At 45.9% G+C, this 15,457-nt stretch carries 13 protein-coding genes and 1 other RNA gene; 11 read left to right on the top strand and 3 right to left on the bottom strand.

What is annotated here, in order from left to right; translation table 11 throughout:
- Window positions 1-68 precede the first annotated feature (68 nt).
- The 6 genes from QUB10_RS14480 (at window position 69) to nuoK (ending at window position 6,049) form a co-directional block, all read left to right on the top strand.
- A complete protein-coding gene (locus QUB10_RS14480; protein WP_333203110.1) occupies window positions 69-1,847 on the top strand; it encodes a protein kinase domain-containing protein in 1,779 nt (592 codons plus the stop codon).
- 239 nt (window positions 1,848-2,086) lie between these two features.
- Window positions 2,087-2,483, top strand: a transfer-messenger RNA (tmRNA) gene (gene ssrA / locus QUB10_RS14475).
- 636 nt (window positions 2,484-3,119) lie between these two features.
- On the top strand, window positions 3,120-4,238 hold the full coding sequence (gene nuoH / locus QUB10_RS14470) for an NADH-quinone oxidoreductase subunit NuoH (protein ID WP_333203108.1): 1,119 nt from the start codon (window positions 3,120-3,122) through the stop codon (window positions 4,236-4,238).
- Between the two features lie 110 nt (window positions 4,239-4,348).
- Complete coding sequence (ndhI, locus tag QUB10_RS14465; RefSeq protein ID WP_193975265.1) at window positions 4,349-4,924, top strand: NAD(P)H-quinone oxidoreductase subunit I; 576 nt, start codon at window positions 4,349-4,351, stop codon at window positions 4,922-4,924.
- A 116-nt stretch (window positions 4,925-5,040) separates the two neighbouring features.
- A complete protein-coding gene (locus tag QUB10_RS14460) occupies window positions 5,041-5,664 on the top strand; it encodes an NADH-quinone oxidoreductase subunit J (protein ID WP_333057044.1) in 624 nt (207 codons plus the stop codon).
- Between the two features lie 79 nt (window positions 5,665-5,743).
- Window positions 5,744-6,049 (top strand): NADH-quinone oxidoreductase subunit NuoK, encoded by a 306-nt coding sequence (gene nuoK, locus QUB10_RS14455; RefSeq protein WP_228042566.1) that lies wholly within the window; start codon window positions 5,744-5,746, stop codon window positions 6,047-6,049.
- Between the two features lie 105 nt (window positions 6,050-6,154).
- On the opposite strand, the gene folB is transcribed toward nuoK, so the two are convergent.
- The 3 genes from folB to QUB10_RS14440 all read right to left on the bottom strand — a co-directional run bounded on the left by folB (window position 6,155) and on the right by QUB10_RS14440 (window position 9,806).
- A complete protein-coding gene (gene folB, locus QUB10_RS14450) occupies window positions 6,155-6,511 on the bottom strand; it encodes a dihydroneopterin aldolase (RefSeq protein ID WP_333057046.1) in 357 nt (118 codons plus the stop codon).
- A gap of 161 nt (window positions 6,512-6,672) precedes the next feature.
- Window positions 6,673-8,040: a serine/threonine-protein kinase gene (locus QUB10_RS14445; RefSeq protein WP_333203105.1), complete on the bottom strand. Its 1,368-nt coding sequence runs from the start codon at window positions 8,038-8,040 to the stop codon at window positions 6,673-6,675.
- A gap of 482 nt (window positions 8,041-8,522) precedes the next feature.
- Complete coding sequence (locus QUB10_RS14440) at window positions 8,523-9,806, bottom strand: glutamate-5-semialdehyde dehydrogenase (RefSeq protein ID WP_333203103.1); 1,284 nt, start codon at window positions 9,804-9,806, stop codon at window positions 8,523-8,525.
- Window positions 9,807-10,400: 594 nt separating this feature from the next.
- On the opposite strand from QUB10_RS14440, the gene QUB10_RS14435 reads away from it, so the two are divergent.
- The 5 genes from QUB10_RS14435 to QUB10_RS14415 all read left to right on the top strand — a co-directional run bounded on the left by QUB10_RS14435 (window position 10,401) and on the right by QUB10_RS14415 (window position 15,422).
- Window positions 10,401-10,676, top strand: a complete 276-nt coding sequence (locus QUB10_RS14435) for a hypothetical protein (protein WP_333203101.1) — start codon at window positions 10,401-10,403, stop codon at window positions 10,674-10,676.
- A 518-nt stretch (window positions 10,677-11,194) separates the two neighbouring features.
- Entirely contained in the window at window positions 11,195-12,040 is an 846-nt protein-coding gene (locus QUB10_RS14430; RefSeq protein WP_333203099.1) for an SMP-30/gluconolactonase/LRE family protein, read from the top strand.
- Between the two features lie 159 nt (window positions 12,041-12,199).
- On the top strand, window positions 12,200-13,927 hold the full coding sequence (locus tag QUB10_RS14425) for a hypothetical protein (protein WP_333203097.1): 1,728 nt from the start codon (window positions 12,200-12,202) through the stop codon (window positions 13,925-13,927).
- A gap of 166 nt (window positions 13,928-14,093) precedes the next feature.
- Window positions 14,094-14,690 (top strand): Uma2 family endonuclease, encoded by a 597-nt coding sequence (locus QUB10_RS14420; protein WP_333203095.1) that lies wholly within the window; start codon window positions 14,094-14,096, stop codon window positions 14,688-14,690.
- Between the two features lie 285 nt (window positions 14,691-14,975).
- Complete coding sequence (locus tag QUB10_RS14415) at window positions 14,976-15,422, top strand: DUF1565 domain-containing protein (protein ID WP_333203093.1); 447 nt, start codon at window positions 14,976-14,978, stop codon at window positions 15,420-15,422.
- Window positions 15,423-15,457 lie beyond the last annotated feature (35 nt).

Below are 15,457 nucleotides of genomic sequence, written 5' to 3'. Positions count from 1 at the left end.
CTGGTGAGGAGATCCCACCATACGTGCCATAATCAGCCATATTATCTGGTACGCGATCGCCTGAACCTATGGATGCGCTAATCGGCAAAACTTTACAAGGTGGAAAATACACCCTAGAACAAGAATTGGGAAGAGGCGGCTTTGGAATAACTTTCAGGGCAAATCACCGCTATTTAGGACAGCCTGTAGTCATTAAAACCCTCAACGAATCTCTGCGGCAGCAACCCAATTTTGCTGAGTTCGATCGCAAGTTTCAAGACGAAGCGAGGCGGTTGGCTTCCTGCGTTCATCCGAATATTGTCCGCGTCAGCGATTTCTTTGTCGAAGACGGCCAGCCTTACATGGTGATGGACTACATAGCCGGTCAGAATTTGGGCGATGTAGTCGGTTCAAATAATCCGCTGCCAGAAAATCTTGCAATTCTCTACATCACTCAAATTGGCGCTGCTTTGAAGGCGGTTCATCAAAAGGGTTTGCTGCACCGAGATGTCAAGCCGCAAAACATTCTTTTGCGCCAAGGTACTCAGGAAGTCGTGCTGATTGACTTTGGCATTGCCCGCGAGTTTACTCCTGGTGCAACCCAAAGTCACACTAATATGGTGTCCGACGGCTACGCGCCGCCAGAACAGTATTTCGCTCAAGGAAAATATACGCCCGCCACAGATGTTTATGGTATGGCGGCGACGCTTTACACTTTACTGACAGCACAGGTGCCGGTGGCTGCAATTTTGCGTACCAGCCAACCGATGCCATCACCCCGCGACTTGCGGCCTGAGCTAAGTGCGGCTGTCAGCTCTGCGGTGATGCGGGGGATGACGGTAGAAGCTCAAAATCGCCCTGCTACCGTGGATGAGTGGCTGTCGCTGCTGCACGGGCAGGGGGGTGCAGGGTCGCCGAGCACCGGGCCGACGGTGGCGGTGATGCCGGGACACGGGCCTCAGTCGCCTGTGGGTTCCAGAACAGCGCCGGCACGGGTGCCTTCTGGGCAAGGCAGCCGCAACGTTTGGTGGATTTTGGGGTTCGTGGCGATCGCACTTATTGTTGCAGGTTTGGTCGGGATTGCTAGGGTTTTCCTCAGCCGGCCGTCTTCAGAACCCGCACCGGTAGCCCAGGACGATCGCACTTCGACCCCCGCAGATCCAGACGCGCGCTCAAACCCCGCACCCATTCCCGCGCCGACACCAACGCCTTTCTCGCCGACTCCCAGAGAAACTCCGCCGCCGGCGGCTGAAACACCAGCGCCGGCTGGTGAAACTCCAGCGCCGGATACTGAAACTCCAGCGCCGGATGCTGAAACTCCAACACCAGCCCCAGCGCCAACACCAGCGCCTTCTCCGGAGGCTGTCGAACCCACACCAACAGAAAAACTTGTTGACAAAGAGTTGCCGCCAGATCGATCGCCCGCACCCAGCGAACAACCGGGAACCAGTTATCAGAAGACTCCCACAATCCCTGGATTTGCCGTTGGTACGCCGGAAAGTCAGATTTTAGATGAATTGGGAGAACCGACTGACTCTCAAGCGCGGGGCTATTGGCCAAATACTCGCACCGCACTTTATGAAATATTGCCGAACCGAATTACTCTCGGCTACATTTACGATCGCGATTCGGGCCAGCTAGTACAAACAGAGGGTTCTTTTGCTCAGTCTGTGGACGCTTTGGTAGTGCGAACCGCCTTAAACGGGATGGTGGGCGGCGCTAGCCGGGAGATTTTGCAAGGCTTGGGCGACGTGCAGCAGCGCCGGAGTAATCGGTTTACGTTTAGGAAGGGTTCGCTGGAAGGGACGATCGAACGCAATGAGCGCGATCGGATTTACATCGGCGTCTGGGACGAAAATTTGCATTAAACTAGGCAGCGCTGACATTTTGCACCCTTCACCCTTGTCCATAAACCTGGGCGGGCAAGATGCCCACCCCACAGGAAAACTCAACTCTTGTGGAACAGGCATCTTGCCTGTTCAAGAAAATGGCGCAAGATGTAAATATTCTTGACTCAGCTTTGTGCCCAAATCGAAAATCCAAAATCGAAAATCCCAGATCGACTTGACGCAACACGAAATATTGTCTATGATAAAAGAACACACGAGGGGCTGTAATGGTTTCGACAGGGTGGCGAAAGCTGCTCCGTGATGCAGGTCGAGAGGGAGTCTACTCTCGTTAATATCGGCTCAAAAAAAATAGTAAATGCGAACAACATCGTTCCTTTCGCTCGTGTAAACAAAACTGTTGCTGTAGCCTAAAAACTTCTTAAGCCCAGTTTAGAGCGTCTGCCACCTCACTCCGTTAAAGGTAGCAGAACAACCCCCAACGGATGCCCTAGCTAAACGTTTCTAGTCGGCTAGCTAGGAAAGCAATCACTAGAAAATCCTCCCATTTAGGATAAAGATGGTTCCCGCCCCGAGGATCAGAGGGGATAAACCTGTGAACGATCGGAAGGTAAATACCCGCTTTGGACGGCAGTTCGATTCTGCCCAGTTCCATAAAATAAGTGACGTAAAATCAATGGTTTAAACCATTTGAAAGGCACTTTAAAGCATTAAAAGGGCGCAGAGTTAACTCTGGGCCCTTTTGTTTGGCCTATATCTGGCTTATAGCTGAGTCTAGATCCCCCTCGCATCCCAGGGCTGTTTCATTCTCAGGAAAATCATGGTTTTGTAGGGATAGCCCCCGTGCCTACCCCCCCACCGACGATCGAAGGGGCGTTTCAGGCATCGGGGCAACCACGGGGGGTTTGCCCCGGAGCGAGAATGAAACAGCCCTGCCTCGCATCCCCATAATTAATTAAAGGGAGTCGGGGGGATCGAGGTTTGAGAGACGAGAGTGCATAAATCCAGATTGATTTCTTACTCAAAATCGATCGGGCACTCAACAGTCAACAGCCAACAGTCAACAGTCAACAGTCAACAGTCAACCCTCAACCATAAGTTACCAACCCATTAGCTACGCTGCGGGCTCATATAATTAGAACTTCACCCTGTCTGTGCGTTCTTGGAGGCTGTCGGGCGATATACTATTAGGCGGTAAAGCATTAAAAATCTTTACAAAGACCCCGATTTCTAAGCCTACTCCTACAAAGGACGGGTGAAAAATTATATGCTGAGCGCTCAAAAGCTGGAAAAATGAACCCAGGAATTGACTTACAAGGAAGTTTTGTAGAAGCCCTGATGAATTTGGGCTTACCGGCGGACATCGCCCAACTGCTTTGGCTACCGCTGCCAATGTTGCTGATGATTGTCGCTGCCGTCTTCGGGGTACTGACTAGCGTCTGGCTGGAACGGAAAATTTCCGCCGCCGCTCAACAGCGGATCGGCCCGGAATTCATCGGCCCTCTGGGAGTGCTAGCACCCGTTGCTGATGGTTTGAAGTTGGTCTTCAAAGAAGACATCGTACCCGCAAAAGCTGACGCGCTGCTATTTACCCTAGGCCCGGTAATTGTGGTGATTCCAGTTTTTCTGTCTTACTTAATCGTGCCCTTCGGAGAGCATATGCTGATCGCCGATATGGGGACAGCAATATTTCTGTGGATTGCTCTTTCTAGCATTCAGCCGATCGGCTTGCTGATGTCCGGCTATGCTTCAAACAACAAATACGCCCTCCTCGGAGGACTCAGAGCCGCCGCTCAATCCCTCAGCTACGAAATTCCCCTAGCTTTGGCAGTATTGGCAGTTGTAATGATGTCCAACAGCCTCAGTACGATCGACATCGTACACCAGCAAGCCGGCTACGGCATTCTCGGCTGGAATATCTGGCGGCAACCAGCAGGTTTCCTGATTTTCTGGATCGCAGCACTAGCAGAATGCGAACGTTTACCCTTTGACCTTCCAGAAGCAGAAGAAGAATTGGTAGCAGGATATCAGACTGAGTACACAGGCATGAAATTTGCTTTGTACTATATCGCTTCCTACGTTAACCTCGTCCTTTCTTGCCTGTTAGTAGCAGTTTTGTACCTCGGCGGCTGGGAGTCCCCGATTCCTGTCGGAGTCCTGACAAATGCCCTAGGATTGAGCGAAACGACTCCTTGGTTGCAGGTAATTACCGGCTTGCTGGGCATTACAATGACCATGCTGAAAGCCTACTTTTTCTTGTTTCTGGCTGTTCTGCTCCGCTGGACTCTGCCGCGAGTTCGGATCGACCAATTGCTAAATTTGGGATGGAAGTTTTTACTTCCCGTTGCTTTAGTTAATTTGCTGTTGACCGCAGCTTTGAAGCTTGCCTTTCCCTTTGCTTTTGGCGGTTAATTCGTAATAGGTAACAGAACAGATAATAGCTAACCTAGAGTAGCTGTTAACTCTCATGACCTATTATCAATTAGCAATTACCAAAAACTCAAGTACAGAGAGAGAACACGATGCTAAAATTCCTCAATCAAGTAGGCGAATACGCCAAAGAGACTCTTCAAGCTGCTAAGTATATCGGTCAAGGGCTATCTGTTACTTTTGACCACATGAGACGCCGCCCGATTACGGTGCAGTATCCTTACGAGAAATTAATTCCTTCCGAACGTTTCCGGGGCAGAATTCACTTTGAATTTGACAAGTGCATCTCCTGCGAAGTTTGCGTTCGGGTGTGTCCGATCAACTTACCTGTAGTGGATTGGGAATTTAACAAAGAAACTAAGAAGAAGCAACTCAAGCACTACAGTATCGATTTCGGAGTGTGTATCTTCTGCGGCAACTGCGTAGAATATTGTCCGACTAATTGTTTGTCCATGACAGAAGAGTATGAGTTAGCCGCCTACGAACGTCACGAATTGAATTATGACAACGTGGCCCTGGGACGTTTGCCCTACAAGGTTACAGATGACCCGATGGTGACACCGATGCGGGAATTCGCTTATTTGCCGAAAGGTGCGATCGACCCCCATGAAGTTTCCTACACCGATCGCCGCGCCGGTCTGCGTCCAGAGGAAATTATCGAAAAGTAAGTCATTAGTCATTAGTCAGCAGTCATCAGTCATTAGTGAAATAACCAATTATTAATGACTGCTAACTAATGAGTAAAAACGAACAATAGAACACTAATAATTGAGGATAAAAAATTGTGAATCTAGCTGAAGGGGTTCAAATTGTTTCATTTGGAATATTGTCCGTAATGATGATTGCAGGAGCACTAGGAGTAGTGCTGTTCTCAAATATCGTTTACTCAGCCTTTTTGCTGTGCGGCGTATTTACCAGCATTGCCGGCTTGTACCTGTTGCTGAATGCCGACTTTGTAGCAGCAGCACAGGTATTGATTTATGTGGGCGCTGTTAACGTCTTGATTTTGTTTGCGATTATGTTGGTGAACAAGCGCGAAGATTTCCGCACAATTCCCAACGCTTGGGTGCGTCAAGTAGCAACAGCAGTAGTTTGCGTAGGCTTGTTTGCGCTTTTGGGTACGATGGTGGTGTCTACTCCTTGGACTATTGTCGCGACGACAGGAGCACCGGCCGAAAGTTCGATCGTCACAATCGCCAAACATTTCTTCACCGACTTTTTGCTGCCTTTCGAGTTAGCATCAGTATTTTTGTTAATGGCAATGGTAGGAGCCATTGTCTTGGCGCGCCGCGATTTCTTGCCAGATGAATTGTCCAACAAGCTATCTGAAACACCAGCTTTTAGTTTGCCGGAAAGACCTCGCGAATTAGTTTCGGCCGGAGATGTGTCTTCGCCAGAATCTAAGTAATATTATGGTGCGCTGAGCGCACCATAGTGTTAGTTTTGTAGTAACTTTAGATTGAGACAAAATCGCAAAATTTATGCAACTGCAACTCCAGTATTTCCTGTTATTAGCCGCCGCACTTTTCTGTATTGGCATTTACGGTTTGATTACCAGCAGAAATGCAGTGCGCGTGTTGATGTCGATCGAGTTGATGCTGAATGCTGTCAATCTCAATTTGATGGGTTTCTCCAATTATCTCGACCCCGTACAAATTAAGGGCCAAGTATTTACCGTGTTTGTAGTTACGGTAGCCGCGGCTGAAGCTGCGGTGGGTTTGGCAATTGTTTTGGCGATTTATCGCAACCGCAATACAGTAGACATGGAAGAATTTAACTTGCTGAAGTGGTAATTAATCAATAGTCATCAGTCATCAGTCATCAGTCATTAGCGACAAACTAATGCAGATTAAAGACTGATGACTAAGGACTAAGGACTAAGGACTAAGGACTAAGGACTAATGACTTCTAGTAATTTCTAGAGTAATTCTACCCCCGAAATCAGGGATGGGGGCAGCAGGTTTCGAGAGTTGTAGTTTAACTTTTTCGACTAACGGTAGTTGTAAAAGCGCTTGAACAATAGTATCTGCTAGGCGTTCGATTAATAAAAACTTCGACTCTTTGACTAGCTTTTGAATCAGAGTAATTGCGCTGCGGTAATCAAGAGTATGTTGAATATCATCACTTTTTCCAGCTTGCGATAAATCCAGCCAGAGAGTAACATCCACTTCAAACCACTGCCCCAAAACTTGCTCTTCCGGCAGATAGCCCGTATATCCGTAACAGCGAATTCCTGTAAGTTGAATAGAATCCATTTTGCAATAAACTAAAAGTGCGTTGTTCTATACCAATTTGTATTAAACCAGATAAAGTTCTCTTTCTCTTCCCTCTCTTTTTTTGCCCTTTGCCCTCTTCCTCTTCCCTCTGCGCCCTCTGCGCCCTCTGCGGTTCAATCACTCTTATTCTATCTTAAATTTCACAACCGTCCTCCTTTCTCCAACTTGTCCAATAAATCCTCAGCAACTTCATACCATTTCCGCCTAACTTCAGCATCTTCTGGCTTTTCTGTCAAGGTACGACCTTGGAATTCAGGATATTTATTGTAATATAATTCATCAACTTTTTGATAGAATATATCTTGCTCAATGTTGAGATTTTTGCGTCGTTTCCCAATCTTTTCTTGACGAATTATCTCTGCTTCCTCTAAAGATGTATCGGGAGGCGGTTGGCGCGAAGAAAATTTAGGTAAATCCGGCAACTTGGGCAATGTGAAACCAGATTTGACTACACTAAAAGCTAAAATTCCCGGTACCAAAATCACACTTAAACTCCCTAGGGTTTTCCAAGGAATTAACTTGAATGTGCTGTTGTGGTTAACAACTTGAGGAGTTTGGTGAACAGGAGTATGATTGCTAGTAGCAGTTTGAGTGGCGTTTTTGAAAGGGCGGCCGACAAAGTTCATTGTCACCATTTGGGAAATTATACTGCCAATTTGAGAGAGTTTTGGATCTTTGAGTGCTTCGCGGACTGCTTTTGCGGATTGGTAGCGATCGCCCGGTTGTTCTGATAACATCCGATCCAATACCGTGGCTAAATTAGGGCTGACACTGACGTGCGATCGCCAATCCCAAGTTTTATGATTGATATCGTACAATTTTTGAGGCTTTTTGCCGCTTAGCAGTACCAAAGCCGTGACGGCTAAAGCATACAAATCGCTAGCGGCAGAAACTTTCCCCAGTCGCATTTGTTCGGCTGGGGAATAACCCTGTTTGCCGATCGCCGTATCCGATTGTCCGTTAAACTGAAGTACGGCATTGGCTGCAATTTGTTTGACTGAACCGAAATCAATTAAAAATGGTAGTTTGTCAGCATCATGCTGAATAATATTATCCGGGGAAATATCGCGGTGAATTAAATTTTTTGAGTGGATGTATTCTAAAACTGGTAAAAGCTGAAATAGCAGTTGAGTAACTTCAGCTTCGCTAAAATTTTTACCTTGCTGCTGGCGCGATATCAATATTTCTTCGTAGGTTTGACCTTTGATATAATCTTGGACTAAAAATAAAGATGGATTCCCAGCCAAATCGGTTCGCAGGAGTTCTCGAAACCGGGGAATTTGCGGGTGTTGGAGGTGGTAAAGCATACTCGCTTCGCGATCGAACAATTCGGCGGCTTTCGGGCTGTGCACCACCGGAGAAAACTCTTTGAGCACGCAATGTTCGTTGTAGCGGTTGATATCTTCGGCGAGATAAGTGCGCCCGAAGCCACCGCGGCCCAATTCGCGGAGGATGCGGTAGCGTTTTTCTAGAGTTGAACCTGGGGTGAGGAGGGAGGAGTTAGACATAAACCACGGCAAATTGTTCGATGTGGGGAGTCGCCGAGCACAGTATAGCTTATTGTAGCTAAGTTTGTTTGAATTTCAGGGCGATCGCTTTTTTTGCGATGGATGAAGGAGAAGAGACACTTTGGTTAAGATTCAGTAGCTACAGGCTATCGTAGGCGTGAGTTTTACCAACCATCTATGTTAGAAACCAAAAATATAATAAACCCGCCCCCACCCTTTGGTTAAGATTCATTATCTACAGGATATCGTAGGGGCGGGTTTTACCAAGCATCTATGTTAGAAACCAACAATATAGTAAACCCGCCCCCACCTAACGACAAATCCAAATCTACATTTTTGGCATTCGATCGAACATCAGGTTAATCTGGATTATCTGCTGTGTGGGGCGGGTTTATATAAATTGTTCGTGAACATCAAATATTGTTGGTAAAACCCGCCCCTACAGGCTTTTTTATTGTCTGGTTTGATCGCCTATCGAGAATTTACAAATCTCGATGTGTAAATTCCTTAGCATCTTTCCCCACATAACTCGCGGCAACATGGCCATCCCCAACAACTCGATACTTATAGGTAATCAACCCCTCTAAACCGACAGGCCCGCGAGGCGGCATTTGCTGGGTGCTAATCCCCACTTCTGCACCGAAACCGTAGCGAAAACCGTCGGCAAATCGAGTCGAACAATTGTGATAAACTCCGGCCGCATCGACTCCATTTAAAAAAGTTTCGGCGACTTCGCTGTCTTCGGTGACAATGACATCTGTATGTCTGGAACCATATGTATTGATATGGTTAATTGCCTCTTCCACAGAATCTACTATTTTGATTGACAAAATCAAATCGCTGTATTCTGTAGACCAATCCGCTTCATTTGCTTCGGCAATATTTTCGAGGATGGCGCGAGTTTTTTCGTCTCCCCGCAGTTCGACTTTTTTCTGCTGCAAAGCTGCTGCAACAGCGGGCAGGAATTTGGGGGCGATCGCACTGTGAACTAACAAAGTTTCAATCGCATTGCAGGCGGCTGGATACTGAGTTTTTGCATCTACAGAAATCTCTACTGCTTTCTGAATATCCGCCGCTTTATCGGCGTACAAATGACAAATGCCGTCGGCGTGCCCCAACACGGGAATTCGGGTATTTTCCTGCACGAACCGCACGAAGGAATTAGAACCTCTGGGAATAATCAAATCTACATATTCATCCATTTTGAGCAGTTCGATTGTTTCTTCCCGCGTGGTGAGCAACTGCACGACTTCTGGATTAACCGCAGTTTCTGCTAATGCTTGATGTATCACTTTTGTCAATATTTCGCAGGAACGAACAGCTTCTTTGCCACCTTTGAGAATGACGCCATTTCCAGATTTTATTGCCAAGGATACTATCTGAATTAACGCCTCTGGGCGCGCTTCAAAAATAATTCCTAAAACGCCCAAAGGACAGGTGATGCGCTTCAGAATTAATCCTGTATCCAATTCACGGTGAATTTGCACGACACCGATCGGATCTGGGAGTTTCGCAACATCTCGCACGCCAGCGATCGCACTTTTCAACTTGCTCTCATCCAACTTTAGGCGATCGTACAGCGGTTTGGCAATTCCATCCGCCTCAGCCGCCTTGCAGTCAGCCGCATTCGCCGCCAAAATATCCGGCGCCGCAGCTTCTAAAGCTTTCGCAATAGCTTCAATAGCTTGATTTTTAGCCTCAGCGGACAAAACTGCCAATTTTCTAGCAGATACGCGCGTTTTTTGGGCAATTTCAATAATAGACATGGCAGTAACTTTTAAATAGTTTTGAGTTTTGGGTTTTGGATTTTGAGTTTTGAATTGAATTCGCACAAATAAATTTCGGAGTGGTTTTCAGTCTTAACAATTTTAGAGGAAATTCTCTATTTTTGTTGAGACCCCTTACAGCCATTCGCATTAACAGGTTAAAACAGTGAAGTATAGATAAAATCTCACGATCATTGCCATTTGTCAATAACCTTTGGAGATTATTATGTCATCTCATGCTCCTTTACGCAAGGCAGGGCGATCGCGCAAAGCCGGCGTTAAACTGATACAGAGATGCGGGTTAAGCTGTGTTGCATTTAGATTGCCTATGGTATTAGAGAGGGAGAGGGGGAGAAGGGGAGAGAGAGCATCTCAATGAAAGCCGCCCTCCGCTAGAAATTCGAGTTAGGAGTCAGGAGTCAGGAGCCAGGAGAAAAGAGGAAGAAGGAAGAAGGAAGAAGGAAGGAGCCAGAAGAAGTGTTTTTACAAATATGAGATGCTCCCAGGGGAGAGAGGGAGAGGATTTGACGATTTTTGATCGGGACTCGAAATATACAATTTAAATGCACAACAGCTTATACCTTCTCTTCTGATTTGAAATTGCTAGACCGAACGGGAATGATTTATCTGCGCTATGCTTCTCGTTTTGGGCCAATTGGTAATTTTATGTTTGGCATGAAACGGGTTAAAAGTTTGATTGGGATGGATGTTAGGACTTTGGGTTGGTTCCGCCTGGGTGTTGCACCTTGGATGAATTTGATTCAGCTTGAAAGCGATAGCGGTACGGTGGTTAACAGTTATCACCGCTTCAGGTCTTTTGTGAGGAGTATCGGTGCGATAGTTCTTGGTATTGCGGCGCTATTTGTTTGATTTTCCGCTTAACAGTTGACAGGTAAAACGTTTTAAGTTAAATATTATTAAGCTCGCATTTTCGAGCTTCTTTTTTTTGTTACATACGGTACTATCGAATTTAATACCGCTCTCAATTATCTTTTTTTGGGCTTAAAATAGTGAGTTTACGAACTGCTTTAGATGTGTTAGCTAAGGGGCGTGATATAGCAATCTTTGCAGGAGTGGTAAATTTTTGATCCCACCCCAACCCTCCCCTTATCAAGGGGAGGGAGTAAGAAATTCACAAATGATTTAGGATGCCTATAGGGCTCTTGTAGCAGCAAAAAAAGAATAAAGGAAGAAGTAAAAAACGAGATAGGTAATCTTATGGTGGGAAGGAAGTAATTCAGTTATGAGCAAACATGACAGTCAAAATTGCTACAATCAGTTTTTTGTTGATAGTATTAAGTTTAGCAGTCAGCAACCCCAGCCAGAAACTTAGGGGTAACTTAACAAATTTGACCGCCCAAACGGAAAACCAGGACAAAAAAAATACCATGCAACGTATTCTCGATGACAGCGCAAAATTAGAAAAACTAGCTGGCAATTTCCAATTTATAGAAGGCCCAATTTGGCATCCAGACGGCTTTTTGCTGTTCAGCGATATTCCCGCAAATATTATCTATAAATTCGCATCAAATCAGCAAGTTGAGGTATTTCGCAGCCCTTCGGGAAAAGCCAACGGCAATACTTTAGACAAAGAAAACCGCCTACTTACTGGCGAACACGAAAATCGCCGCGTATCCCGCACAGAAAAAGACGGCAAAGTTATCACACTGGCGGATAGATACGAGGGAAAAAGGCTCAACAGTCCGAACGATTTGGTTGTTAAATCCGATGGTAGCATTTATTTTACCGATCCGTCCTACGGTGTTAGTAAAGACCAGGAAGAATTGGGCTTTTACGGTGTTTACCGACTGGCACCCGACGGAAAATTAACTCTGCTGGTTAAGGATTTGGTGCTGCCGAATGGCATCGCTTTTTCACCCGACGAGCAAAAACTTTATGTCAACAATTCGGAAGCGGGATACATTGCTGTTTTCGATATAAAACCGGACGGAACTGTTACCAACCAGCAGCGTTTTGCGGAGTTAAAAGATGCTAGTCAAGGCGGAGTTCCCGACGGTTTAAAAGTTGATGTAGAGGGGAATGTTTACAGCACCGGGCCGGGGGGAGTGTGGATTTTCTCGCCGGATGGTAAGCTTTTGGGGAAGATTTCTGTACCTGAGACGGCGACTAATTTGGCTTGGGGAGAAAGCGATCGCAAAACGCTTTATATTACGGGAAGTACAAGTCTGTATCGGATTCGCCTTAAAATTGCCGGTGTGCGGGCTGGAAAATAATCTAAAATAGGGCGAAGTTGAAAATAAAGCGGTTTGTCGTGAGGACTTTATTCCTTACGGCAAACACTTTTTATTAGGGGTAATTGACCTGGCATAATATAATCCTACTTGTCAAAATCAGTCATTCCCAATTCTAAAATCTCCAATCTAAAATCTAAAATGGTATTAATAGCTCGGTTGCACAAATTTCTAACTGCTACAGTCGATCGCACATCCCGATCGCACACCATATTTTGGTTGACTCTGAGCTTGACATTTGCCGCCATCTATGCTATTTTAGGACTCAAGCAAGCCTTTAGCGGTGAGTATATCGTGCAAGACGATGCGAGGCAGCACGTTTTCTGGATGATGCGGTTTGTCGATCCTGAATTATTCCCCAACGATTTCATTGCTAATTACTTTCAATCTGTCGCCCCCGCAGGATACAGCACGCTCTACAAATTAGCCGCAACAATTGGCATTCATCCGCTATTTCTTCACAAAATATTGCCGCTATTTCTCGGCTTAATCTCCACTTATTACTGTTTTGGCCTGTGTCTAGAAATGCTGCCAGTGCCGATGACTGGATTTATTGCATCTTTGCTGTTAAATCAGCATATGTGGATGACTGATGATTTGGCTTCCACAACGCCAAGAGCTTTTATATATCCGATATTTCTGGCTTTTTTATATTATTTGTCGCGCAGTTCCTTGCTGCCTTGTTTGGGAGCGATCGCCCTGATCGGACTATTCTATCCTCCTTACGCCTTGGTTGCTGCTGGAATTTTAGTTTTGCGGCTGCTATGCTGGGAAAATGGCGGTTTGCGCTTGTCGGGCGATCGCACAAATTACCTATTTTGCAGTACAGGTTTGGGAGTAATCTTTTTAGTAATGCTGCCCTATGCCTTAGATAACTCTGAATTTGGCCCAACTTATACCGCAGCAGAAGCCAAGCAAATGGGCGAATTTGCACCAGACGGCAGAAGTCCTTTGTTTCATCCAAACCCCAAAGATTATTGGTTGACAGGGCGGGGCAGCGGGATGTTTCCCAAGTCGCTGTTTACGCCTGTAACTCACTGTGTCGGATTGTTATTTCCGCTACTGCTGTTTTTGCGATCGGTTTTTCCCTTAGCAAATCAGATTCAACGCCAAATCTGGCTTTTGCTTCAGCTATTTTTAGCATCCTCGGCGATGTTTTTTGCTGCTCATGCTACCCTTTTAAAGCTGTATCAACCAGGTCGCTATACAGCCTACAGCTTGCGATTTATTGTTGTTTTGATAACTGCGATTTCCCTAACTTTAATTATCGATGGAGTCGGTCATTTGGCATTAAAAAGCGCAACAACCTTTGATGTAAAAAATCTAGTTGCACTAATTACGACAGCGACAATCGCTATCGCCGTTGTCCTTTATCCCTGCTTGGTCAAAAAATTTCCCACCGTCGGGTATGTCGAAGGTAAAATGCCGGATTTGTACAAATTTTTTGAGCAACAACCTAAAGATACCCTGATTGCTTCAATCGCGGCAGAGACGGATTATTTGCCAACATTTAGTCAGCGTTCGGTTTTAGTGGCAAAGGAATATGCAGTGCCTTATCAGAAAGGCTACTACAGCAAATATCAGCAGCGAGTTAACGATTTAATTCGCGCTCAATACACTCCCGATCGAGCTGTCTTGCAAAACTTCATTAACAGCTATGGAGTTGATTTTTGGATGCTCGATCGCCATGCTTTGAGTCTTCAGTATGTAAAGGATGATGGCTGGCTAAATCAATTTGATTCTATACCGGAGGCGAGGCTTTCTATCGAACAAGGGAAAATTCCCGCCTTAGCTTCAGCAATGGCAAGCTGTGCTGTTTTTCAGAATGAAATTGTAGTGGTGTTGGATGCGTCTTGTATTGTGAAATAGGCTGGAAGTTAAGACGAGGCAGAGCCTTGGGATATGTGTTCTTAGGAAGAGCCTGGGAACTAGAAATAACTGTTCGGATTCCTCAGCTACATTTGCTGCATGGATATTCTGTAGGAGCGATCGCCCAATGCGTTATAATGCCGATAAGAGATAATGGTGCGGGTCAATGACACAAATTCTCGATCGCGAAATTCTCGATGGGCGAGTGGTGCTCAACGGCACTTGGGAGCAATTCAAATTAATCCAGAAGGTTTCGGAAGCTTCCCCTGGCATAAAGTTGTCTTTTTTCGCAGGGGCGATCGAGATTCTGATGCCGGGATTCCAACACGAAAATTTTTCGGAAATCATTGGTTACTTGGTGACCACTTTTCTGCTGCAACAAGGTATTAAGTTTTACCCTTCTGGTTCAATGACGCAGGAGAAGACGCCAGAAGCTTCTACTCAAGCAGACAAATCGTTTTGTTTGGGAGAACCTAAGTTGATTCCCGATTTGTCGATCGAGGTGGTTTATACTAGCGGTGGACTGAGCAAGTTGCCAAAATATCGGGCTTTGGGCGTGCCTGAAATCTGGTTTTGGGAAGATGGCACGCTGCGGCTGTATCATCTCCGCGCAGATGGCTACGAGCAAGTAATTCAGAGTCAACTGTCAGGATTGGAAACGCTGGATATCGATTTACTAAGACGCTGCATTTTAATGGGTGAAACTGATTTGGCTGAAGCGGTTAAGGTTTTTGGGCCGGGAATCTCGACTGTCTGCGAATGAAATAGACATCTCCAATAATTATTGTGGAACAGGCATCTTGCCTGTTCAAAGCTTGCTTTTTTGGAGATGTTTAATAGAAAATCCAGATACCTGACTTCTTTAATAAATCGGATATTTGCTGTTGCTGGTAAGGAGAAATATAGTCCTTTGTAGGGCAATTCCCCTATGGTTGTCATCCCCTGTGGGTGTCTTCCTGATAAAAGCTGAATATGTATCCGGGGTCAAGTTCGCAGACAATGAAAATTCCACAAAAGCTCGATCGCCAATTATCTCTTGGGCAAAAACATGACAACACTTTACGTCAACCCGCAAACAGGCAGCGATTCCGCAGTCGGCAGCCAATCAGCCCCATTCAAAACTATAGCCCGCGCGATCGGCCGCGCTGCATCAGGAACTACGATTCAGTTAGCACCGGGAACTTATAGCGCAGCTAGCGGCGAACAATTCCCCTTGGAAATTCCATCGGGAGTAAAAGTTATTGGCAATGAAACTAACAAAGGTAGAGGCATTCTGATTCAAGGAAGTGGCAAATTTGTCAGTCCCACCGCTGCCGGCCAAAATATCACGATACTGCTAGCAACTAATTCCCAATTGCGCGGAGTAACTGTCACCAATCTCGATAGTCGCGGCACGGGAGTCTGGATTGAGTCAACTTCTCCGACTGTGGCTAACTGCACTTTCACACTTTGTAACCCACATTCCGCACCCCCAACTGGCACATACGCGGATTGAGGAAGTAAAAGTGAATCATCGGAGATAATAATGAG

Origin of the sequence: Microcoleus sp. B5-D4 (genome assembly GCF_036705145.1) — a bacterium.
In the GTDB taxonomy this organism is placed as follows: domain Bacteria; phylum Cyanobacteriota; class Cyanobacteriia; order Cyanobacteriales; family Microcoleaceae; genus Microcoleus.
The sequence above is the reverse complement of the archived record's forward strand: the minus strand, read 5'-3'. Positions and strand labels throughout refer to the sequence as shown.

Excerpts from the sequence above, each read along its gene's own strand:
- QUB10_RS14480 (WP_333203110.1), top strand. The coding sequence starts at position 69 with ATGGATGCGCTAATCGGCAAAACTTTACAAGGTGGAAAATACACCCTA.
- nuoH (WP_333203108.1), top strand. The coding sequence starts at position 3,120 with ATGAACCCAGGAATTGACTTACAAGGAAGTTTTGTAGAAGCCCTGATG.
- ndhI (WP_193975265.1), top strand. The coding sequence starts at position 4,349 with ATGCTAAAATTCCTCAATCAAGTAGGCGAATACGCCAAAGAGACTCTT.
- folB (WP_333057046.1), bottom strand. The coding sequence starts at position 6,511 with ATGGATTCTATTCAACTTACAGGAATTCGCTGTTACGGATATACGGGC.
- QUB10_RS14445 (WP_333203105.1), bottom strand. The coding sequence starts at position 8,040 with ATGTCTAACTCCTCCCTCCTCACCCCAGGTTCAACTCTAGAAAAACGC.
- QUB10_RS14440 (WP_333203103.1), bottom strand. The coding sequence starts at position 9,806 with ATGTCTATTATTGAAATTGCCCAAAAAACGCGCGTATCTGCTAGAAAA.
- QUB10_RS14430 (WP_333203099.1), top strand. The coding sequence starts at position 11,195 with ATGCAACGTATTCTCGATGACAGCGCAAAATTAGAAAAACTAGCTGGC.
- QUB10_RS14425 (WP_333203097.1), top strand. The coding sequence starts at position 12,200 with ATGGTATTAATAGCTCGGTTGCACAAATTTCTAACTGCTACAGTCGAT.
- QUB10_RS14420 (WP_333203095.1), top strand. The coding sequence starts at position 14,094 with ATGACACAAATTCTCGATCGCGAAATTCTCGATGGGCGAGTGGTGCTC.
- QUB10_RS14415 (WP_333203093.1), top strand. The coding sequence starts at position 14,976 with ATGACAACACTTTACGTCAACCCGCAAACAGGCAGCGATTCCGCAGTC.